Raw genomic sequence first — 20,717 nt, 5'->3', positions numbered from 1 at the left:
GGTGGCTACCGGGCGGCGGACCCCACGGCCTCCGAGAGGGTGGCAAAGCCCCCGGCATGCAGCCGGCGGGCCAGCCCGTCGTGAATGTGCTTGGCCCACAAGCCGCCGCCGTAGATGAACCCGGTGTAGCCCTGCAGCAGCGATGCCCCGGCGGTGATGCGTTCCCAGGCGTCGTCGGCGGTCTCGATGCCCCCGACGCTGATCAGCACCAGCTCCTCGCCCACCCGGGCATGCAGGTGCCGCAGCACCTCCAGTGCGCGGCTGGCCACCGGGGCTCCGGAGATGCCACCGGGCCCCAGATCCGCGACTCCCGGGGTGATGAGACCAGCTCGCGAGATGGTGGTGTTGGTGGCCACGATGCCCGCCAGGCCCAGCTCGACGGCCAGATCGGCCACCTCGTCGACGTCGGTGTCGGCGAGATCCGGCGCGATCTTGACCAGAACCGGCGTGACGCCCGCTTCCTGGAGCACCCCGGCCAGGATCGGACGCAACGCCGAGACGGCCTGCAGGTCGCGCAACCCGGGCGTGTTGGGCGAGCTGACATTGACCACCAGGTAGTCGGCCAGCGGCGAGAGCAGCCGGGCGCTGGTGCGGTAGTCCTGCGCGGCGTGCTCGGCCGGGGTCGCCTTGGTCTTGCCGATGTTGACCCCGATGGGCACGTCGGCGGGGTGGCGGACCAGCTGACCGGCCAGCGCCGCGGCACCGTGGTTGTTGAAGCCCATCCGGTTGAGCAGGGCCCGGTCGGCGGGGAGCCGGAACAGGCGCGGTTTCGGGTTGCCCGGCTGCGCGGCTGCGGTGACGGTGCCGATCTCGGCGTACCCGAAGCCCAGCGCACCCCAGGTGGTCAGGCCGTGGCCGTCCTTGTCGAAACCGGCGGCCAGTCCCAGGGGGCCCGGGAAGTGCACCCCGAAGACGGTGCTGGCCAGCACCGGGTCCGACGGGGCCAGGGCGCGGTGCAGGCGGCGCCGCACCGGGGTGGGTGCGGTGGCGCCACGCAGGGCGGCGAAGGCGATGGTGTGGATGCGCTCAGGCGGCAGTGTGAACATCGCCCGGCGTAGCGCGCCGTAGAGCACTACAGCTCCGGCAGTTCGCCAGCTTCAGAATTGAAGCGGGGATTCTGACTCTGAGATTTCTTGCGCCGCAACAACACCCGACGCGTTCCGTCGGTGTACAACCGCACCTTGGTCAGCTCCCAGCCGCGGTACTCGGCTTCGATGGACAGCCGGGTGGAGGCCGTCAGCCTGGTGACGTCCGGGGGCAGCCGCAACGGCACCCACTCGTAGTCGTCGGAGAGATCGGTGTCCCAGCCCACCGGCATCCGGCCGCGCCGTGCGGCGGTCACGGCCGGCTCGCGGATTCGATCACCTGGACGCCGGCGCCCGAGCCGCTCACCACGTAGAGGGTGTCGGCGGCATCGTCGAACGCCACGAAGTCGGGTTGCTGCACAGTGGGGTAACGCACCTTTTCGACAGGTATTCCGGTCGCCAGATCGTATCCAATGACAGTGTTCGTCGCGGTCTGTGACACCCAGGTCAGGTCGGTTGACCCGGCGATGCCGTACGGCGCGGCCGGCACCGGGTAACGCTGGCGCATGATCAGCGGGTCCACCCCGAACACCAGCAGCTCGCCCCCGCGGGTGTCGGTGACCAGCACACGCCCCTCGGGGTCGGTGGCGATGGACGTGGCGCCGTCGCCGGCCCGCAGCGCCTGCTGCCGGTCTCCGTCGGAGTTCACGCTGGTCACCGAGGTCTGCCCGCGATCGAGCACCACGGTGGTGTTGCCCACAGCGGCCAGCGCGTCGACGCGGGCAAAGATCTCCTCGCGGTGCTCGACGTCGGAGCCGTCCGGGTTGAGCAGGTAGACCGCACCGGTGGCGCTGCCCAGCACGGGGCCGTCGTCGGCCCGGAGGGTGACGGCGGTGAACTCGGTGTCCGCGGCGCCGGGCAGGTCCACCCGGACCACCGCGCCGGAGGCCAGGTCCACCCGGCTGTAGCCGCCGCGCCCGGCGACGTAGGCAGTACCGCGGTTGTCGCTGGTCAGGGCGGTGGACTCGCCAGGGATGTCGATGGTGGCAGGCGTGGGGCCCAGCACGCGCAGCGCGCTCGGCTCGCCGGGGGTCAGCACCACCAGTGCGCCTGCGCCGGCGTCGAACACCGCGGCGGCTGGACGGCCTGGCAGCGGCTGCACCGCGCCGGCCGGGGTGGCCGCCGCCGGGGGGGACGCGGCGGGGCGGGCCGGTTCGATGGTGGGCGGGGCGTCATCCGCGGCGTCGGACGAACATCCGGCGCCCACCAGCGCGAACGCGACCAGCGCGGCAGCCCGCACCCTGGCGGAACTGACACTTGTACGTTTCAATGCAAAAGGCAACGGGTAACTCTCGCGCGTGCGGACGATTTCTTCCTGGCCGGCCAATGATAAGAAACGCTACTGCGCGTTGCGTATTGACGGTATGGTGAATTCATGACGCTGGCCCCTGAGCGCCACCCCCTGGATGTCCGGGGCGACGGTTTCTTCTTCGAGGACATCACCGCGGGAATCCACGCCAGCGGCTTTGGTGAGGTCGGCGACGGGCGCACCTTCTCCTTTCACATCGAGCGGCAGCTGCTGGTGGTCGAGGTGTACCGGCCTCGGTTGTCCGGACCCGTCCCGCATGCAGAGGACGTGGTGGCCACCGCCAGTCGGGGGCTGGTCGACATCGACGTCACCGATGAACGCAGCATCGCCGCCGCCGTGCGGGACGCGGTGTTCGCCGCCCAGCCGATCTCCCGCTGAGCCGACCCGCCGCCCACGGTACGGTCTTCCCCGGGGCCGCAACCGGGGAGGAGCTCAGCATTGGACAGTGCAGTGGCGGCAATGTCGTGGCTGCAGGTGGTGGTGCTGGCGATCGTTCAGGGGCTCACCGAGTTCCTGCCGGTTTCCTCATCGGGCCATCTCGCGATCGTCTCCCGGGTGTTCTTCGACGACGATGCGGGCGCGTCCTTCACCGCGGTGACCCAGTTGGGCACCGAGGTCGCTGTGCTGGTGTACTTCGCCAAGGACATCGGCCGCATCCTGGTCGCCTGGTTCGCGGGTCTGCGTGACGCCGCTCGGCGCAACGCCGACTACTGGCTGGGCTGGTGGGTCATCATCGGCACCATCCCGATCTGCATCCTCGGCCTGCTCTTCAAAGACCAGATCCGCAGCGGCGCACGCAATCTCTGGCTGGTGGCAGGAGCGTTGATCGTGTTCGCGTTCGTCATCGCCGCCGCCGAATACGTCGGCAGGCAGACCCGCAAGGTGGAACAGCTCACCTGGCGCGACGCCGTGATCGTGGGCTTCTCCCAGTGTCTGGCGCTGATCCCGGGGGTGTCGCGCTCTGGCGCCACCATCAGCGCGGGCCTGTTCCTCGGGATGGAGCGCGAACTCGCGGCCCGGTTCGGCTTCCTGCTGGCCATCCCGGCGGTGTTCGCCTCCGGGCTGTTCTCCCTGCCCGATGCCTTCGCGCCGGTGACCGACGGGATGAGCGCCACCGGAGCGCAGCTGCTGGTGTCCATCCTGATCGCCTTCGTGGTGGGCTACGCCGCCATCGCCTGGTTCCTGAAATTCCTGGTCAACCACGGGATGTACTGGTTCGTCGGCTACCGCGTGATCCTCGGCACCGTGGTGCTGATCCTGCTGGGCACCGGGGTGGTGGCCGCCACATGACAGTGATCCTGTTGCGGCACGGGCGCTCGACGTCCAACACCGCGCATACGCTGGCCGGCCGAGCCGAGGGCGTCGACCTCGACGACAAGGGCCGCGAGCAGGCCGACGGTGTGGTGGCCCGGGTGGCCGGGCTGCCCATCAAGGCGCTCATCCGCTCGCCGCTGCTGCGCTGTGGGCGAACACTGGAGCCGCTGGCGGCGGCCCTGGGGCTCGAGCCTGTGGTCGACGACCGCCTCGCCGAGGTGGACTACGGCGCCTGGACCGGACGCAAGATCGGCGATCTGGTCACAGAGCCGCTCTGGGCGGTGGTTCAGCAACAGCCCAGCGCCGCGGTGTTCCCGGACGGGGAAGGGCTGGCGCAGGTGCAGGCCCGGGCGGTGGCCGCCGTACGCGAACACGACAAACGGCTGGCCGACGAGCACGGCGGCGACGCGCTGTGGGTGGCCTGCACCCACGGCGACGTCATCAAGAGTGTGCTTGCCGATGCCCTGGGCACCCATCTGGACAGCTTCCAGCGAATCACCGCCGATCCCGCGTCGATGAGCGTGATCCGCTACACCACGCTGCGGCCGTTCGTCGTCCACGTCAACCACACCGGCGGCGCGCTGGCCTCGGCGCTGAACGCACCACCTGCCAAGGAATCCACCCCGGAGTCCGACGCCGTGGTCGGCGGATCCACCGACTAACGGTATTTTGGAGTAGTCATGGCGCGCGCAATTCACGTCTTCCGAACTCCCGACCGCTTTGTCGCCGGGACCGTTGGGCAGCCCGGAAACCGCACGTTCTATCTGCAGGCGGTGCACGACGCGCGGGTGGTGTCGGTGATCCTGGAGAAGCAGCAGGTGGCCGTCCTGGCCGAGCGGATCGATGCGCTGCTGCTGGAGGTGAACCGGCGCTTCGGTACGCCGCTGCCGCCGGAAACCGTCGCCGTGGAGGATCTGAACCCGCTGATCACCCCCGTCGACGCCGAGTTCCGGGTGGGCACCATGGGTCTGGGCTGGGATTCCGACGCGCAGACCGTTGTGGTGGAGCTGTTGGCCGTCACCGACACCGAATTCGACGCCTCCGTGGTGCTCGACGACGCCGAGGACGGGCCGGACGCGGTACGGGTGTTCCTCACCCCGGAGTCGGCCCGGCAGTTCGCCACCCGGTCCAACCGGGTGATCTCGGCCGGCCGCCCGCCGTGCCCGCTGTGCGAGGAACCGCTGGATCCCGAAGGCCACATCTGCGTGCGCACCAACGGATACAAGCGCGCCGAACTGTTCGGGTCAGACGATGACCCCACCCCCTGACGTCCTGGTACACGGGGAGCTGACGGTTCTCGGGCGCATCCGCTCGGCCAGCAATGCGACCTTTCTGTGTGAAGCCGCCTTCGACGGCGACACCGCGCACTGCGTCTACAAGCCCGTGGCGGGGGAGCAGCCGCTGTGGGACTTCCCCGACGGCACCCTGGCCGGCCGGGAGCTGGCCACCTACCTGGTCTCGGCTCAGCTGGGCTGGAACATCGTGCCGCACACCATCATTCGCGACGGACCCGCGGGCCCGGGGATGTGTCAGCTGTGGGTGGACCAACCCGAGGAACCCGAGGACGAGCAGCCCCGGGTTCCGGACCTGGTGGATCTGTGCCCGGTCGAGCACCTGCCCGCCGGATACCTGCCGGTGCTGCGGGCGCAGGACTACGCCGGCGACGACGTGCTGCTGATCCACGCCGACGACGCCCGCCTGCAGCTGGTCGCGGTGTTCGACGTGCTGGTCAACAACGCCGACCGCAAAGGCGGGCACATCCTGGATGGCGTCGACGGCCGCGTCTACGGGGTGGACCACGGGCTGTGCCTGCACACCGAGGACAAGCTGCGCACCGTGCTCTGGGGCTGGGCGGGTAAACCCGTCGACGACGACGCACTCGAGGCCGTGGCCCGCCTCGTCGATGCCGTCGACGGTGACTTCGGAAACCAACTGGCCCAGCACATCACCGAGACCGAGGTGGTGGCACTGGGCGTGCGGGCCACCGAGATGCTGGAGAACCCGGTGATGCCCACCCCGGACCGCAGACGCCCGATTCCCTGGCCGGCCTTCTAGGACTGCAGCGGTTCCCAGCTCAGGATGCCCCCGTCGAACATCAGCGACATGTGCAGTCGGTCGTCGATGAAGCGGTAGCCCCGCACACTCGGCAGCGCCGCGCCCACCTCCTGGTCGAGTGACGGCTGATCCGGTGACAACGGCGGGCAGCCCATCTCGGTGACGGCGATGGTGCCGAACGTCAGCGTGCCGGTCTCGCCGTCGCCGGTGGGCGTCGCGTCGTAGATACCCGTTCCCGTGTTGCAGTCCAGCTCGAAGGTGGCCTGCCCGCCCTCGCCGAAGGAGACCGTGTACGCCGCTGGCTCCGGCACCGGCGTCACGCCGTCGGCGTCGTTGTTCGATTCGACCTGGACCAGGCGCCAGCTGGTGCCCTCCAGCGACCGCGGTTCCGGTTCCCCGGCGCACCCCGCCACCATCAGGGCGCACACGCCCACTTCCGCCCAGCCGACCCGCCCCAGCGTTGCCACGGTGTCAATCGTGGCAGCTGCACCGGGGATACTGGGCAGGTGACCCCTCAGACCGACGCGGCGCTGGCAGCCGACCTGGCGCAGGACGCGGGAAAACTGCTGCTCGCGCTGCGCGACGAGGTGGGATTCGACTACCCGTGGTCACTGGGCGACGAAGGCGACAGCCGCGCCAACACGCTGCTGCTGCGCCGGTTGCGTGACGAACGCCCCGATGACGCGGTGCTCAGTGAGGAAGCTCACGACAACATCTCGCGCCGCATGGCGGCAGACCGGGTGTGGATCATCGACCCCGTGGACGGCACGCGCGAGTACTCGTTGCCCGGCCGCGCCGACTGGGCTGTGCACGTGGCCCTGTGGCAACGCACCGGCGGCCGGGACGGCCGGATCACCGACGCGGCCGTGGCGCTGCCCGCCCGCGGCGAGGTCTACCGCACTGACACCGTGACCGCCGGTCCCCGCACGAAGGCCGGGCCCATCCGCATCACGGCGAGCACCCATCGCCCGCCGCGGGTGTTGTACCGGATCGCCGAGCAGGTGGACTTCGAGATGGTGCCCATCGGCTCGGCCGGCGCCAAGGCGATGGCGGTGGTGCGCGGCGACGTCGACGCCTACATCCACGCCGGTGGTCAGTGGGAGTGGGATTCCGCCGCCCCCGCGGGGGTGGTGCTCGCCGCGGGCCTGCACGCCTCCCGCATCGACGGCTCGCCGATGCTCTACAACCGCGAGGATCCCTACCTGCCCGACTTGTTGTTCTGCCGGCCCGAACTGGCTGACGTGCTGCTCGGTGCCATGCGGTTGGCGGGCTGAAACCGGGCGCAACGCCGGTCACCGATAGAGTCGATCCATGCGATCGTGGTCGGCCGACGAGGTTCCCCAACTACCCGGGCAGGGGCCCGCACTGCGTCTGTTCGACACCGCCGACCAGCAGGTGCGTCCGGTTGCGGTGGGGGACACCGCCACCATGTACGTGTGCGGCATCACGCCGTACGACGCCACCCATCTGGGTCACGCCGCCACCTATCTGACCTTCGATCTGGTGTACCGGCTGTGGCTGGATGCCGGCCACCGGGTGCACTACGTGCAGAACATCACCGACATCGACGACCCGCTGTTCGAGCGCGCCGACCGCGACGGCATCGGCTGGCGTGAGCTGGGGGACCGCGAGACCCAGTTGTTCCGCGACGACATGGCCGCGCTGCGGGTGCTGCCGCCCCGTGATTACATCGGCGCCACCGAGGCCATCGGCGAGGTGGTGGAGCTGGTGGAGAAGATGTTGGCCTCCGGCGCGGCCTACGTGGTGGACGACCCCCGCTACCCGGATGTGTACTTCCGCGCCGACGCCACCGCGCAGTTCGGCTACGAGTCCGGGTTCGATCGCGAGACGATGCTGACGCTGTTCGCCGAACGCGGCGGTGACCCCGACCGCCCGGGTAAGGCGGACCCGTTGGATGCGCTGATGTGGCGGGCCGAGCGCGCCGGTGAGCCGGCCTGGCCGTCGCCCTTCGGTCCCGGCCGTCCCGGATGGCACATCGAGTGCGCCGCAATTGCGTTGAGCCGCATCGGAACCGGACTCGACGTCCAGGGCGGCGGCAGCGACCTGGTGTTCCCGCACCACGAGTTCTCCGCCGCACACGCCGAATCGGTGACCGGTGAGCGTCGCTTCGCCCGGCACTACGTGCACGCCGGGATGATCGGCTGGGACGGCCACAAGATGTCCAAGAGCCGCGGCAATCTGGTCCTGGTGTCGCGGCTGCGCGCCGAGGGAGTCGACCCCGGCGCGATCCGGTTGGGGCTGTTCGCCGGTCACTACCGCGACGACCGGTTCTGGAGTCCGGAGGTGCTCGCCACGGCTGTGGATCGGCTCTCCCGCTGGCGGGCGGCCACGGCGCTGCCGGCCGGCCCGGACGCCGCGGACGTGGTGGCCCGCGTGCGCCGCTATCTGGCCGACGATCTGGACACCCCGAAAGCGCTTGCTGCCCTTGACGGCTGGGTCGCCGACGCGCTCGAATTCGGGGGCCACGACGGCCGGGCGCCGCAGCTGGTGGCGACCGCCGTCGACGCTCTGCTGGGCATCAAACTCTGACCTCCCGGCGAGCGTGCGCGTCTGTACGGCAACACGCCGATCTCGGCGTACAGAAACGCACGCTCGGCGTGCCACGCTTTCTGGTATGGAACACGCCCGCGCCACCGCCGCCGAGGCCTATATCTACGGGTTTCCGATCGTCGACAACTACCGCATCATGTACTCCTATTTCGCCGACGGGGAGGGGCCCGAGTACAAAGGCCCATGGAACCGGGTGCACAGTACAGCCAGGCTGTTCACCCCGCAGGACACAGCGATTCAGACACCCAACTCCGACACCCCGTATTCGATGCTCGGCGCAGACCTGCGGGCCGAACCGCTGGTGCTGACCGTGCCGCCGATCGCCCGGGATCGCTACTACTCACTGCAGTTCGTCGACGGCTACACCGCCAACATCGCCTACGTGGGCAGCCGCACCACCGGCAACAGCGGCGGCAGATACCTTCTTGCGGGCCCGAATTGGCAGGGTGACACCCCCGAGGGCATCAACGAGGTGATCCGCTCCGACACCGAGCTGGCCTTGGTCATCTACCGCACCCAGCTGTTCGGGCCGTCGGACCTCACCGAGGTGCAGAAGATCCAGGCCGGATACCTCGTCGAACCGTTGTCCGCGTACCTGGTCCAGCCGCCGCCCGCCCCGGCGCCGCCCATCGACTTCGTGCCGCCGTTGAGTCCGGAGCAGCAGAAGACCTCACCACAATTCTTCGAGATCCTGGACTTCGCCATGCAATTCGCACCCGGGCGCCGGGGCGAACAGGATCTGCTGGCCCGCTTCGCTCCCCTCGGCATCCGACCCGGCGGGGACTTCCAGGCCGACGCGCTCACCCCCGAGTTGCGTGCCGAGGTCGAAGATGGCATGGCCGACGCCTGGACCGAGCTGCAGGCGTTCCAGAAAGAACAACTGCAGACCGGAAAGGTGAGCTCAGCCGACCTCTTCGGATCCCCGGAGCAGATGGGCGACAAGTACCTGTACCGGATGGCCGGCGCAGTCCTCGGCATCTACGGCAACACCGCGCAGGAGGCCGTCTATCCCGCCACCGACGTCGACGCCGCCGGCGCCCCGCTCACCGGCGCCAACCGCTATACCTACCGTTTTGCGCCCCACCAGCTGCCGCCGGTCAATGCCTTCTGGTCGCTGACGATGTACCAGATGCCGCAGAGTCTGCTGGTGGACAACCCCATCGGGCGCTACTTGATCAACTCGTCGATGCTGCCCGGCCTGGTCGCCGATCCTGACGGTGCTTACACCCTTGCGGTGCAACATGACTCACCGGGTGCTGCGCGGGAGGCCAACTGGTTGCCGGCCCCGGCAGGCCCCTTCCGCCTGGTCCTACGGCTGTACTGGCCCCAGCCGGATGCGCTCGACGGCACGTGGCAGGCACCCGAACCGGAGAAAGTCGAGTAGCGGCACCGCGTACCCCCCCGAGCCGTGAGTCAGCCCCGAAAGCCCGGGCCGCGGCGGCGCAGGTAGCGCTCGAACTCGGCGGCCAGGGCGTCGCCGTCGATCTTGCCGATCACCTCGTTCATGTCGACCTCGGCGTCGCCGCGCTGCTCCAGTGAGGCGACGTACTCGGCGATCTCCTCGTCTTCGGCGGTCATCTCGGTGACCGCCTCCTCCCACTCCTCGGCCTGGGCCGGCAGATCGGCCAGCGGCACCTCGATGTCGAGCACGTCCTCGACCCGACGCAGCAGCGCCACCGTGGCCTTGGGGTTCGGCGGCTGCGACACGTAGTGCGGCACTGCGGCCCAGAATGTGACGGCCGGGATGCCGGCCGTCACGCAGGCGTCCTGGAACACCCCGGCGATACCGGTGGGGCCTTCGTAGCGGGTTTCCTCGAGTCCGAAGAACTTCGCCGACTCGGGGGAGTAGGCCGCCCCGGACACCGGGACCGGCCGGGTATGCGGCGTGTCGGCCAGCAGCGCGCCCAGGATCACCACGGTGTCGACGTTCAGCTTGTCGGCGATCGCCAGCAGCTCGGCGCAGAAGGTCCGCCACCGCATGTTGGGCTCGACCCCGTGCATCAACACGATGTCGCGGTCGCTGCCCGGCGGGCGGCAGTGTGAGATGCGCATGGACGGCCAGACCAGTTCACGGGTGACGCCGTCGATCTGGCGGATCACCGGCCGGTTCACCTGGTAGTCGTAGTACGACTCGTCGTCGATCTCGACGATGGTCTCGGCCTCCCAGATGGCATCCAGGTGCTCCAGCGCATCGCTGGCGGCGTCGCCGGCGTCGTTCCAGCCCTCGAACGCCGCCACAACGATGGTGTTGTGCAGCGTCGGCAGATCGGTGCTGCGCGGATCCCGGGGTGCCACCTGTCCAGCGTAAGGCCTGCGTCAGGTGGCGGCGCCACTCGGCACGGCGACCCGGCAATGAAATACCGACCGGCGGAATCCGGTTAGACTCGTCGAGGTCGAGAGGCGTTGCAACGGTTGTCGGGGGGTCGACCAGCCCCTGGTGTCCGCCACGCTCGGCAGAGTCAAGGACGCCTTCCGTTGAGGAAGGAGTGCATGTGATCGTCATGGAACCCAACATCCGGCCGGACTGCACCGAGGAACTGACCGCAGCTCTGCGTCAGCGGATCATGGTGATCGACGGCGCGATGGGCACCGCCATCCAGCGGGATCGCCCCGACGAAGAGGGCTACCGCGGCGACCGGTTCACCGAATGGCCGACCGCGCTGCAGGGCAACAACGACCTGCTGACCCTGACGCAGCCGCAGATCATCGAGGGCATCCATCGCGAGTACCTCGAGGCGGGCGCCGACATCCTCGAGACCAACACGTTCAACGCGAACGCGGTCTCGCTCACCGACTACGACATGGCCGAGCTGGCCTACGAGCTCAACTACGCCGGCGCCGCACTGGCCCGCAAGGCCGCCGATGAGTTCAGCACCCCCGACAAGCCCCGCTACGTCGCCGGGGCCATCGGACCCACCACCCGCACCGCATCGATCTCCCCGGACGTCAACGACCCCGGCGCCCGCAACGTGTCCTATGACCAGCTGGTGGCCGCGTACCTGGAGGCGGCCAACGGCCTGGTGGACGGCGGCTCGGACCTGCTCATCGTCGAGACCATCTTCGACTCGCTGAACGCCAAGGCGGCCGTGTTCGCCATCGAGACGCTGTTCGAGCAGCGCGGGCGCCGCTGGCCGGTGATCATCTCGGGCACCATCACCGACGCGTCCGGGCGCACCTTGTCCGGTCAGGTCACCGAGGCGTTCTGGAACGCGATCCGGCACGCCCGTCCGCTGGCGGTGGGCCTCAACTGCGCCCTCGGCGCCCCCGAGATGCGGCCCTACATCGCCGAGATGGCGCGCATCTCGGAGACCTTCGTGTCCTGCTACCCGAACGCCGGGCTGCCCAACGCCTTCGGCGAGTACGACGAATCGCCGGAGCGCCAGGCGTCCTACATCGCCGGCTTCGCCGAGGACGGCCTGGTCAACCTGGTCGGCGGGTGCTGCGGCACCGCGCCGCCGCACATCGCCGAGATCGCCAAGGTGGTCGATGGCAAGACGCCCCGCGCGCTGCCGCAGATCGAGGTGGCCACCCGGCTGTCGGGTCTGGAGCCGCTCAACATCACCGACGACTCGCTGTTCGTCAACATCGGTGAGCGCACCAACATCACCGGCTCGGCCCGGTTCCGCAACCTGATCAAGGCCGAGGACTACGACACCGCACTGTCGGTGGCCCTGCAGCAGGTGGAGGTCGGTGCGCAGGTCATCGACATCAACATGGACGAGGGCATGATCGACGGCGTTGCCGCCATGGATCGCTTCACCAAGCTGATCGCGGCCGAGCCGGACATCAGCCGTGTCCCGGTGATGATCGACTCCTCGAAGTGGGAGGTCATCGAGGCCGGCCTGAAAAACGTCCAGGGCAAGCCGATCGTCAACTCGATCTCCATGAAGGAGGGCGAGGAGAAGTTCGTCCGCGAGGCCCGGCTGTGCCGCAAATACGGTGCCGCGGTGGTGGTGATGGCCTTCGACGAGCAGGGCCAGGCCGACAACCTGGAGCGCCGCAAGGAGATCTGCGGACGGGCCTACCGGATCCTCACCGAGGAGGTGGGTTTCCCGCCCGAGGACATCATCTTCGACCCCAACTGCTTCGCGCTGGCCACCGGCATCGAGGAGCATGCCACCTACGGCATCGACTTCATCGAGGCCTGCGCGTGGATCAAGGAGAACCTGCCCGGGGTGCACATCTCCGGTGGCATCTCCAACGTCTCGTTCTCCTTCCGCGGCAACAACCCGGTGCGCGAGGCCATCCACGCGGTGTTCCTGTTCCACGCCATCAAGGCCGGCCTGGACATGGGCATCGTCAACGCCGGTGCGCTGGTGCCGTACGACTCGATCGACCCCGAGCTGCGCGACCGGATCGAGGACGTGGTGCTCAACCGGCGTCCCGACGCCGCCGAGCGGCTGCTGGAGATCGCGGAGCGCTTCAACAGCAAGGACAAGGGTGAGGACCCGAAGGCTGCGGAGTGGCGCTCGTTGCCGGTCCGCGAGCGGATCACCCACGCGCTGGTCAAGGGCATCGACGCCCACGTCGACGACGACACCGAGGAACTGCGGGCCGAGATCGCCGCGGCCGGTGGTCGCCCCATCGAGGTGATCGAGGGCCCGCTGATGGACGGGATGAACGTCGTCGGCGACCTGTTCGGCTCCGGCAAGATGTTCCTGCCGCAGGTGGTGAAGTCGGCGCGCGTGATGAAGAAGGCGGTGGCCTACCTGCTGCCGTTCATCGAAGCGGAAAAGGAACAGTCCGCCACCAAGACCAAGGACACCAACGGCACGATCATCATGGCCACGGTCAAGGGCGACGTCCACGACATCGGCAAGAACATCGTCGGCGTGGTGCTGCAGTGCAACAACTACGAGGTGATCGACCTCGGTGTGATGGTGCCGGCCGCCAAGATCCTGGAGGCGGCCAAGGAGCACAACGCCGACATCATCGGGCTGTCCGGGCTGATCACACCGTCGCTGGACGAGATGGTCAACTTCGCCGTCGAGATGGAACGCGAAGGGCTGCAGATCCCGCTGCTGATCGGCGGGGCCACCACGTCGCGCGCGCACACGGCGGTCAAGGTCTCCCCGCGCCGCAGCGGCCCGGTGGTGTGGGTCAAGGACGCCTCCCGTTCGGTTCCCGTCGCCGCCGCCCTGCTGGACGACAAGCAGCGCCCGGCGCTGCTGGAGGCCACCGAGAAGGACTACGCATCGCTGCGGGAGCGGCATGCGCAGAAGAACGAGCGGCCGACCCTGACGCTGGAGAAGGCCCGCGCCAACCGGACCCCGATCGACTGGGCCGGCTACACCCCGCCGGTGCCCGCGCAGGGGACGGGGGTGCGGGAATTCCTGGACTACGACATCGCCGAGCTGCGCGAGTACATCGACTGGCAGCCCTTCTTCAACGCCTGGGAGATGAAGGGCCGCTTCCCGGACATCCTCAACAACCCGGCCTCGGGTGAGGCCGCCCGCAAGCTGTACGAGGACGCCCAGGAGATGCTCGACACCCTGATCAAGGAGAAGTGGCTGACCGCCAACGGCGTCATCGGCTTCTTCCCCGCGAACGCCGTCGGAGACGACATCGAGGTCTACACCGACGACAGCCGCACCGAGGTGCTCACCACCCTGCGCAACCTGCGTCAGCAGGGTCAGCACCGCGAGGGCATCCCCAACCGTTCGCAGGGCGACTTCATCGCCCCCAAAGAAACGGGCCTGCGGGATTACATCGGCGCCTTCGCGGTGACCGCGGGCCTGGGCAGCAGCGCCAAGATCGACGAGTTCAAGGCCGATCACGACGATTACAGCGCCATTTTGCTGGAGTCGCTGGCCGACCGGCTGGCCGAGGCGTTCGCCGAACGGATGCACCAGCGGGTGCGCACCGAGTTCTGGGGTTATCAGCCCGACGAACAGCTCGACAACGACGCGCTGATCGCCGAGAAGTACGTCGGCATCCGCCCGGCGCCCGGTTACCCGTCCTGCCCGGAGCACACCGAGAAGACGACGCTGTTCGAGCTGCTGGACGTCACCGAGCGCACCGGGATCGAGCTCACCGAGTCGATGGCGATGTGGCCCGGGGCGGCGGTCAGCGGCTGGTACTTCTCCCATCCGCAGTCGCAGTACTTCGTGGTGGGGCGGCTGGCCCAGGACCAGGTGGCCGACTACGCCCGCCGCAAGGGCTGGACCCTGCAGGAGGCCGAACGCTGGCTGGCCCCCAATCTGGGATACAACCCGGAGGACTGAACTTCCTTCGCGGGTCGAGATTCACACCAGGGCGCAAAATTAGCCCCGGCGCCGCCGTGGTGTGAATCTCGTCGCCCCGGGGCGGCGAGGGTGACCGGGATCATCGCGCGACTGTCGAATGTGGTTGATGCGCAACGGCATGAGAGAATGACGCCCATGCGTGCAGTGCTGTGGGACATGGATGGCACACTGGTCGACTCCGAAAAGCTGTGGGATGTCTCGATGCACGCCCTCTACGAACGGATGGGTGGGGTGCTCACCCCCGCGGTGCGGGACTCCACCATCGGCGGGTCCGGCCACAGCGTCATGCGCATCGTCTACGACGATCTGGGCCTGGAGCCGGATCCCGTGGCCATGGCCGAGTCCATGGACTGGCTGTTCACCTACACCGGCGAGCTGTTCTCCTCGGGTCTGCCGTGGCGCGACGGCGCCCGGGAGCTGCTCGACGAGCTGCTGGCCGCGGAGGTCCCGATGGCGCTGGTGACCAACACCTATCGCGATCTCGCCGAGAAGGCCCTCAACAGCATTGGCCGCCAGTACTTTACGGTCACCGTGTGCGGTGACGAGGTGCCCCGCGGCAAACCCGCGCCGGACATCTACCAGCGGGCCGCGCAACTGCTGGGGTTCACCCCGAACGAGTGCCTGGCCGTCGAGGATTCGGTGACCGGCACGCTGTCCGCGGAGACCGCCGGCTGCCCGGTCCTGGTGATTCCCAACGACGTGGAGGTACCGGTGAGTCCGCGGCGCCACCACGCGACGTCCTTGACGTCGTTGGACGTCGATGCGCTGCGGGCGGTGCACGCGAAGCTGGGCTGAAACCGGGCCCCGATACAGCCAATTTCACGGTGTGACTGTGCAATCGTGTGGGTAACACTTTTGCGCAACGCTGCGGAAAGAAGGTTGGTCATGGCTGGTCAGGGTGGTCCCGTCGACAACACTCCGTCGGCCATAACCGACGCCGACTTCTCCTCCGGGAAAACCGCCATCCGAATAGCATCGGTGGCTGCCCTGGGTGGCCTGCTCTTCGGCTACGACAGCGCCGTGATCAACGGCGCGGTGGATTCCATCCAGGAAGACTTCGGCATCGGCAACGCCGAACTGGGTTTCGCCGTCGCGTCCGCGCTGCTCGGTGCCGCTCTCGGCGCGATGACCGCCGGCCGGCTGGCTGACAAGATCGGCCGCATCGCCGTCATGAAGATCGCCGCGGTGCTCTTCCTGATCAGCGCGTTCGGCACCGGCTTCGGCCACGAGGTGTGGGCGATCGTGGTGTTCCGGGTTGTCGGCGGCATCGGCGTCGGCGTCGCTTCGGTGATCGCACCCGCCTACATCGCCGAGACCTCACCGCCCTCCATCCGGGGACGGCTGGGCTCCCTGCAGCAGCTGGCCATCGTGTCGGGCATCTTCTTGTCCTTCGCGGTCAACTACCTGTTGCAATGGCTGGCAGGGGGCCCCAACGAACCGCTGTGGCTGGGGATGGACGCCTGGCGGTGGATGTTCCTGGTGATGGCCGTCCCCGCAGTCGTCTACGGCGCACTGGCGTTCACCATCCCCGAATCACCGCGCTATCTGGTGGCCAGCCACAAGATCCCGGAAGCGCGCCGGGTGTTGAGCAGCCTGCTGGGTCAGAAGAACCTCGAGATCACCATCACTCGCATCAAGGAGACGCTGGAGCGCGAGGACAAGCCGTCCTGGAAGGACTTGCGCAAACCCACCGGCGGTATCTACGGGATCGTCTGGGTGGGTCTGGGGCTGTCGATCTTCCAGCAGTTCGTCGGCATCAACGTCATCTTCTACTACTCGAATGTGCTCTGGCAGGCGGTGGGTTTCAGCGCCGACGAGTCCGCGATCTACACGGTCATCACCTCGGTGATCAACGTGTTGACCACCCTGATCGCCATTGCCCTGATCGACAAGATCGGCCGCAAGCCGCTGCTGCTGATCGGTTCCTCGGGCATGGCGGTCACCCTCATCACCATGGCGGTCATCTTCGCCAACGCCACCGTGGGCCCCGACGGCAATCCCAGCCTGCCCGGCGCCTCCGGCGTCATCGCGCTGATCGCGGCCAACCTCTTCGTGGTGGCGTTCGGCATGTCCTGGGGCCCGGTGGTCTGGGTGCTGCTGGGCGAGATGTTCCCCAACCGCATCCGCGCCGCCGCACTGGGGCTGGCCGCTGCCGGTCAGTGGGCCGCGAACTGGCTGATCACAGTCACCTTCCCGGGCCTGCGGGACCACCTCGGCCTGGCCTACGGCTTCTACGGTCTGTGCGCGGTGCTCTCCGGCCTGTTCGTCTGGAGATGGGTGATGGAGACCAAGGGAGTGTCCCTGGAGGACATGCACGGCGAGATCCTGGGAGGCGACAAGACCGGCGCCGACCGGTAACTGGTTTCCGCTGGGCCACGGCCGCGTGAAAGAATCGCAGGCCGTGAAGACCTTCGAGGAACTGTTCGCCGAACTCGGTGAACGCGCGCGCACCAGGCCCGCAGGCAGTGGCACCGTCGCAGCCCTGGACGCCGGCGTACACACCATCGGCAAGAAGATCCTCGAAGAGGCCGGTGAGGTGTGGCTGGCCGCCGAACACGAGTCCGACGATGCGCTGGCCGAGGAACTCAGCCAGCTGCTCTACTGGGCCCAGGTGCTGATGGTCAAGCGCGGGCTGAGCCTCGACGACGTGTACGGAAAGCTGTGAGCGCCATGCTGCGGGTGGCGGTGCCCAACAAGGGTGCGCTCAGCGAATCGGCTGCCGAGATTCTCTCCGAAGCCGGCTACCGACGCCGCACCGATCCCAAGGATCTCACCGTCATCGATCCGGTGAATAACGTCGAATTCTTCTTCCTGCGCCCCAAGGACATCGCCATCTACGTGGGCTCCGGGCAGCTGGACTTCGGCATCACCGGCCGCGATCTGGCGTTGGAGTCCGATGCGCCGGTCCAAGAACGGCTCGCCCTCGGGTTCGGGTCATCGACGTTCCGCTACGCCGCACCGGCGGGCACCCCGTGGACGCCGGCCGAGCTGGCCGGCAAGCGGATCGCCACCGCCTATCCCAACCTCGTGCGGAAAGACCTGGCGGACAAGGGAATCGACGCCACGGTGATCCGGCTGGACGGAGCCGTGGAGATCTCCATCCAACTGGGGGTGGCCGACGCCATCGCCGACGTGGTGGGGTCGGGTCGTACCCTGCGCCAGCACGGCCTGGTGGCGTTCGGCGAACCGCTGTGCGATTCCGAGGCGGTGCTGATCGAACGTGTCGGGCCGGATTCGGACCGCGCGCGCGATCAGTTGGCCGCCCGCGTCCAGGGTGTGGTGTTCGGCCAGCAGTATCTGATGCTGGACTACGACTGCCCGCGCACGGTGCTGGACAAGGCCACCGCGGTGACGCCGGGGCTGGAGTCGCCCACCATCGCTCCGCTGGCCGATCCCGATTGGGTGGCGGTGCGGGCGCTGGTGCCGCGCCGGGCTGTCAACGCGATCATGGACGAGCTCGCCGGAATCGGCGCCAAGGCAATTCTGGCCTCCGACATCAGGTTCTGCCGGTTCTGATACCCGGGCTGGAATCCCGCTGACGTGTTAGTTTCCCCCTGACGCTTCGACAGGGGGTCTCATGACACAGGTGCTGGTGATCGTGCTTGCGTTGTTGATCGGCGTGGTCGCCGGACTGCGGGCGCTGACCCCGCCGGCCGCGGTGGCGTGGGGCGGATTCCTCGGTTGGATCAACCTGGACGGCACCTGGGCCCAGTGGGTGGCCCACCCGATCACCCTCGCGGTGTTCACCGTGCTGCTGCTCGGTGAGCTCATCACCGATCAGCTGCCGAAGACGCCGAGCCGCAAGGTGCCCCCGCAGTTCGCGGCGAGGCTGATCAGCGGTGGCTTCGCCGGAGCCGTGATCGGCACGGCCTGGGGTCACCCGTGGGCGTGCCTGGGGGCCGGTGTCATCGGCGCGGTGCTCGGTACTCTCGGTGGTGCCTGGGCCCGCGGCGCGGTGGCCGCCAAAGCGGGTAAAGACCTGCCCGCCGCGCTGTCCGAGGATGTGGTGGCCGTCGTCGGCGGCTTCGTGGTCGTCGCTCTGGCGTCCGCGCTGTGACAGAAAACGGAAAGGCAACAGTGCATTACGACGCAATCGTGATCGGTGCGGGCCAGGCCGGGCCGCCGCTGGCCGGCAGGCTCAGCGCCGCGGGGCAGTCCGTGGCCGTCATCGAACGCAAACTGGTCGGCGGCACCTGCGTCAACTACGGCTGCATTCCCACCAAGACCCTGGTGGCCAGCGCCCACGCGGCGCACATCGCCCGCCGCGGTGCCGACTTCGGGATCGGCACCGGTGAGGTCACCGTCGACATGGGCAAGGTCAAGGCCCGCAAGGACGGCATCGTCACCGGCGACCGGACCGGCGTCGAGAGCTGGCTCGAGGGCATGGACAACTGCACCCTGATCCGTGGTCACGCCCGCTTCACCGACCCCCACACCCTCGACGTGGACGGCCAGACCCTCACCGCTGACCGCTTTTTCCTCAACACCGGCGGTCGTGCCGTGGCACCCGCCATCCCCGGCCTCGACGAGGTCGACTACCTCACCAACGTCGGCGTGCTGGATCTCGACACCGTGCCCGAGCATCTGGTCATCATCGGCGGTAGCTACATCGGCCTGGAGTTCGCGCAGATGTACCGCCGCTTCGGCGCGCAGGTCACCGTGGTGGAACGCGGACAGCGACTGGCTTCCCGCGAAGATGACGACGTGTGTGCCGCCATCAAGGACATCCTCGAAAAGGACGGCATCACCATCCATCTCGGCGCCGATGACATCCGGGTGGCCAAGGACGGCGCGGGTGTTGCAGTGCACACCTCGGCGTCCGGACCCACCGTCACCGGCTCGCATCTGCTGGTGGCCGTGGGCCGTCGACCCAACACCGACGACCTCGGCCTCGACCTCGCGGGCGTGGAGCTCGATCAGCACGGCTACATCGTGACCGACGACCAGTTGCGCACCACCGCCGAGCACATCTGGGCGATGGGAGACTCCAACGGCAAGGGCGCCTTCACCCACACCTCGTACAACGACTTCGAGATCGTCGCCGCCAACCTGCTCGACAACGAGCCACGCAGGGTCAGCGACCGCATCCCCACCTATGCCCTCTACATCGACCCGCCGCTGGGCCGGGCCGGGATGTCGGAGGCCCAGGTCCGCCAGTCGGGTCGAAAAGCGTTGGTGGGCAAGCGCCCGATGACGCGCGTGGGCCGGGCGGTGGAAAAGGGTGAGACGCAGGGCTTCATGAAGGTGTTCGTGGACGCCGATTCCGGGGAGATTCTGGGCGCGGCGATCCTGGGCGTCGGCGGCGACGAGGTGATCCACTGCATCCTGGACACCATGGCGGCCAAGGCGCCCTACACGACGCTGACGCACACCGTGCACATCCACCCCACCGTCAGTGAACTGGTGCCCACCATGCTCGAGGACCTCACCCCGCTGACGTGACGTAGCGGTGGCGCTGCGTCGGCGTGCCAGAGTTGTTGTCCCGCAGTGCCAGCATCACGTTCGGTGGCGCCTGCGCGGTTACCGTCGGACTCGGGCCAGGAGCCCAAGCGCCGCGTCGCCGTTCACGCGCGCCCGTCTTTCATCAAAGGATCACCGACGTGACTTCTGCGTGTTCAAGCGCACTGTTTCGCAACCTGCCCGCCGTCGCAGCCGGACCGACGCTTGATGTACTCGGTGCCACCGTGGAAATACTCAGCACCTGTGGTGAGACATGTGTGATCCGGGGTGTCGTGCAGCCGGGGGTGGTGGTGCCGATGCACCGCCACGAGGATCCCGAGGACTTCTACGTCCTGGCGGGCTCCAAAGAGGTGCTGATTCCGCAGGGGGGCGGACTGGCGTGGGTTTCGGTCCATCCCGGTGACTACATCAAGGTGCCGGGCAATGCGGTGCACGCCCATCGCAACGTCTCGCACGAGCCGGTGATAGACCTCATCATCACGACTGCGCGGATGGGCCGGTTCTTCACCGAGGTGGGCCGGCCCCTGACGGATCCGCCCACTCCGCCGACCCCGGAACAGCTGGCTATGTTCATGCGCAAGAGCGCCGAGTACGGCCACACCTTGTGCTCGGCGGAGGAGAACGCGGCTTACGGGATAAACGTGCCGCCATTCTCGATGTGAGGTCTGCCAGGGCGCG

The 20,717-nt window shown here is 68.3% G+C and carries 21 protein-coding genes; 16 read left to right on the top strand and 5 right to left on the bottom strand.

The window, feature by feature from the left end:
• Positions 1-5 precede the first annotated feature (5 nt).
• Genes G6N58_RS26905 through G6N58_RS26895 form a run of 3 tightly spaced genes read right to left on the bottom strand, consistent with a single transcriptional unit; the run spans position 6 to position 2,355 of the window.
• Positions 6-1,073, bottom strand: a complete 1,068-nt coding sequence (locus G6N58_RS26905) for a quinone-dependent dihydroorotate dehydrogenase (RefSeq protein ID WP_115280789.1) — start codon at positions 1,071-1,073, stop codon at positions 6-8.
• Positions 1,073-1,342: a DUF5703 family protein gene (locus G6N58_RS26900; RefSeq protein ID WP_115280790.1), complete on the bottom strand. Its 270-nt coding sequence runs from the start codon at positions 1,340-1,342 to the stop codon at positions 1,073-1,075. The genes G6N58_RS26905 and G6N58_RS26900 overlap by 1 nt, the downstream gene beginning before the upstream one ends.
• Positions 1,339-2,355 (bottom strand): YncE family protein, encoded by a 1,017-nt coding sequence (locus tag G6N58_RS26895; protein ID WP_179968225.1) that lies wholly within the window; start codon positions 2,353-2,355, stop codon positions 1,339-1,341. Before G6N58_RS26895 ends, G6N58_RS26900 begins: the two co-directional genes overlap by 4 nt.
• A 105-nt stretch (positions 2,356-2,460) precedes the next feature.
• On the opposite strand from G6N58_RS26895, the gene G6N58_RS26890 reads away from it, so the two are divergent.
• The 5 genes from G6N58_RS26890 (at position 2,461) to G6N58_RS26870 (ending at position 5,763) form a co-directional block, all read left to right on the top strand.
• On the top strand, positions 2,461-2,772 hold the full coding sequence (locus G6N58_RS26890; protein WP_115280792.1) for a hypothetical protein: 312 nt from the start codon (positions 2,461-2,463) through the stop codon (positions 2,770-2,772).
• 81 nt (positions 2,773-2,853) lie between these two features.
• A complete protein-coding gene (locus tag G6N58_RS26885; RefSeq protein WP_115280793.1) occupies positions 2,854-3,684 on the top strand; it encodes an undecaprenyl-diphosphate phosphatase in 831 nt (276 codons plus the stop codon).
• Positions 3,681-4,370 (top strand): histidine phosphatase family protein, encoded by a 690-nt coding sequence (locus tag G6N58_RS26880; protein WP_115280794.1) that lies wholly within the window; start codon positions 3,681-3,683, stop codon positions 4,368-4,370. Before G6N58_RS26885 ends, G6N58_RS26880 begins: the two co-directional genes overlap by 4 nt.
• Positions 4,371-4,388: 18 nt before the next feature.
• Complete coding sequence (locus tag G6N58_RS26875; RefSeq protein ID WP_163908449.1) at positions 4,389-4,976, top strand: Rv2134c family protein; 588 nt, start codon at positions 4,389-4,391, stop codon at positions 4,974-4,976.
• Positions 4,960-5,763, top strand: coding sequence for an Rv2133c family protein (locus tag G6N58_RS26870; protein ID WP_163908447.1), 804 nt, complete (start codon positions 4,960-4,962; stop codon positions 5,761-5,763). The genes G6N58_RS26875 and G6N58_RS26870 overlap by 17 nt, the downstream gene beginning before the upstream one ends.
• On the opposite strand, the gene G6N58_RS26865 is transcribed toward G6N58_RS26870, so the two are convergent.
• The gene (locus G6N58_RS26865) at positions 5,760-6,230 is read right to left on the bottom strand and encodes an META domain-containing protein (RefSeq protein WP_115280795.1); all 471 of its coding nucleotides are present in this window, start codon (positions 6,228-6,230) and stop codon (positions 5,760-5,762) included. The genes G6N58_RS26870 and G6N58_RS26865 overlap by 4 nt on opposite strands.
• A gap of 39 nt (positions 6,231-6,269) precedes the next feature.
• Here G6N58_RS26865 and G6N58_RS26860 point away from each other — a divergent pair, with 39 nt between their 5' ends.
• From G6N58_RS26860 to G6N58_RS26850, 3 genes are all read left to right on the top strand, one after another.
• Positions 6,270-7,037, top strand: coding sequence for a 3'(2'),5'-bisphosphate nucleotidase CysQ (locus G6N58_RS26860; RefSeq protein WP_115280796.1), 768 nt, complete (start codon positions 6,270-6,272; stop codon positions 7,035-7,037).
• 37 nt (positions 7,038-7,074) lie between these two features.
• Positions 7,075-8,313, top strand: a complete 1,239-nt coding sequence (gene mshC / locus G6N58_RS26855) for a cysteine--1-D-myo-inosityl 2-amino-2-deoxy-alpha-D-glucopyranoside ligase (RefSeq protein WP_115280797.1) — start codon at positions 7,075-7,077, stop codon at positions 8,311-8,313.
• An 85-nt stretch (positions 8,314-8,398) separates the two neighbouring features.
• Positions 8,399-9,718 carry a DUF1254 domain-containing protein gene (locus G6N58_RS26850; RefSeq protein WP_115280798.1) on the top strand — a complete coding sequence of 440 codons (1,320 nt, stop codon included), beginning with the start codon at positions 8,399-8,401 and terminating at the stop codon, positions 9,716-9,718.
• Between the two features lie 29 nt (positions 9,719-9,747).
• Here G6N58_RS26850 and G6N58_RS26845 read toward each other — a convergent pair whose 3' ends face one another.
• On the bottom strand, positions 9,748-10,629 hold the full coding sequence (locus G6N58_RS26845; protein ID WP_115280799.1) for a PAC2 family protein: 882 nt from the start codon (positions 10,627-10,629) through the stop codon (positions 9,748-9,750).
• 206 nt (positions 10,630-10,835) lie between these two features.
• On the opposite strand from G6N58_RS26845, the gene metH reads away from it, so the two are divergent.
• From metH to G6N58_RS26805, 8 genes are all read left to right on the top strand, one after another.
• Positions 10,836-14,558 carry a methionine synthase gene (gene metH, locus G6N58_RS26840; RefSeq protein ID WP_115282029.1) on the top strand — a complete coding sequence of 1,241 codons (3,723 nt, stop codon included), beginning with the start codon at positions 10,836-10,838 and terminating at the stop codon, positions 14,556-14,558.
• A 156-nt stretch (positions 14,559-14,714) separates the two neighbouring features.
• Entirely contained in the window at positions 14,715-15,374 is a 660-nt protein-coding gene (locus G6N58_RS26835; protein WP_115280800.1) for an HAD family hydrolase, read from the top strand.
• Positions 15,375-15,464: 90 nt separating this feature from the next.
• Positions 15,465-16,937, top strand: a complete 1,473-nt coding sequence (locus G6N58_RS26830; RefSeq protein WP_115280801.1) for a sugar porter family MFS transporter — start codon at positions 15,465-15,467, stop codon at positions 16,935-16,937.
• 25 nt (positions 16,938-16,962) lie between these two features.
• Positions 16,963-17,244, top strand: a complete 282-nt coding sequence (locus tag G6N58_RS26825) for a phosphoribosyl-ATP diphosphatase (protein WP_115280802.1) — start codon at positions 16,963-16,965, stop codon at positions 17,242-17,244.
• Positions 17,245-17,249: 5 nt separating this feature from the next.
• Complete coding sequence (gene hisG / locus G6N58_RS26820) at positions 17,250-18,095, top strand: ATP phosphoribosyltransferase (RefSeq protein ID WP_115282030.1); 846 nt, start codon at positions 17,250-17,252, stop codon at positions 18,093-18,095.
• Positions 18,096-18,156: 61 nt separating this feature from the next.
• The gene (locus G6N58_RS26815) at positions 18,157-18,636 is read left to right on the top strand and encodes a DUF4126 family protein (protein WP_115280803.1); all 480 of its coding nucleotides are present in this window, start codon (positions 18,157-18,159) and stop codon (positions 18,634-18,636) included.
• Positions 18,633-20,021: an FAD-containing oxidoreductase gene (locus tag G6N58_RS26810; RefSeq protein WP_232068019.1), complete on the top strand. Its 1,389-nt coding sequence runs from the start codon at positions 18,633-18,635 to the stop codon at positions 20,019-20,021. Before G6N58_RS26815 ends, G6N58_RS26810 begins: the two co-directional genes overlap by 4 nt.
• 275 nt (positions 20,022-20,296) lie before the next feature.
• Positions 20,297-20,701 (top strand): cupin domain-containing protein, encoded by a 405-nt coding sequence (locus G6N58_RS26805; protein ID WP_232068018.1) that lies wholly within the window; start codon positions 20,297-20,299, stop codon positions 20,699-20,701.
• Positions 20,702-20,717: the final 16 nt, after the last annotated feature.

Source organism: Mycolicibacterium tokaiense (assembly GCF_010725885.1).
In the GTDB taxonomy this organism is placed as follows: domain Bacteria; phylum Actinomycetota; class Actinomycetes; order Mycobacteriales; family Mycobacteriaceae; genus Mycobacterium; species Mycobacterium tokaiense.
This window is presented reverse-complemented; position numbering and strand designations above follow the sequence as displayed.

What these genes read in the sequence shown, in the direction of transcription:
- G6N58_RS26890 (WP_115280792.1), top strand. Translation starts at nt 2,461, where the DNA reads ATGACGCTGGCCCCTGAGCGCCACCCCCTGGATGTCCGGGGCGACGGT.
- G6N58_RS26885 (WP_115280793.1), top strand. Translation starts at nt 2,854, where the DNA reads ATGTCGTGGCTGCAGGTGGTGGTGCTGGCGATCGTTCAGGGGCTCACC.
- G6N58_RS26880 (WP_115280794.1), top strand. Translation starts at nt 3,681, where the DNA reads ATGACAGTGATCCTGTTGCGGCACGGGCGCTCGACGTCCAACACCGCG.
- G6N58_RS26875 (WP_163908449.1), top strand. Translation starts at nt 4,389, where the DNA reads ATGGCGCGCGCAATTCACGTCTTCCGAACTCCCGACCGCTTTGTCGCC.
- G6N58_RS26870 (WP_163908447.1), top strand. Translation starts at nt 4,960, where the DNA reads ATGACCCCACCCCCTGACGTCCTGGTACACGGGGAGCTGACGGTTCTC.
- mshC (WP_115280797.1), top strand. Translation starts at nt 7,075, where the DNA reads ATGCGATCGTGGTCGGCCGACGAGGTTCCCCAACTACCCGGGCAGGGG.
- G6N58_RS26850 (WP_115280798.1), top strand. Translation starts at nt 8,399, where the DNA reads ATGGAACACGCCCGCGCCACCGCCGCCGAGGCCTATATCTACGGGTTT.
- metH (WP_115282029.1), top strand. Translation starts at nt 10,836, where the DNA reads ATGGAACCCAACATCCGGCCGGACTGCACCGAGGAACTGACCGCAGCT.
- G6N58_RS26835 (WP_115280800.1), top strand. Translation starts at nt 14,715, where the DNA reads ATGCGTGCAGTGCTGTGGGACATGGATGGCACACTGGTCGACTCCGAA.
- G6N58_RS26830 (WP_115280801.1), top strand. Translation starts at nt 15,465, where the DNA reads ATGGCTGGTCAGGGTGGTCCCGTCGACAACACTCCGTCGGCCATAACC.
- hisG (WP_115282030.1), top strand. Translation starts at nt 17,250, where the DNA reads ATGCTGCGGGTGGCGGTGCCCAACAAGGGTGCGCTCAGCGAATCGGCT.
- G6N58_RS26815 (WP_115280803.1), top strand. Translation starts at nt 18,157, where the DNA reads ATGACACAGGTGCTGGTGATCGTGCTTGCGTTGTTGATCGGCGTGGTC.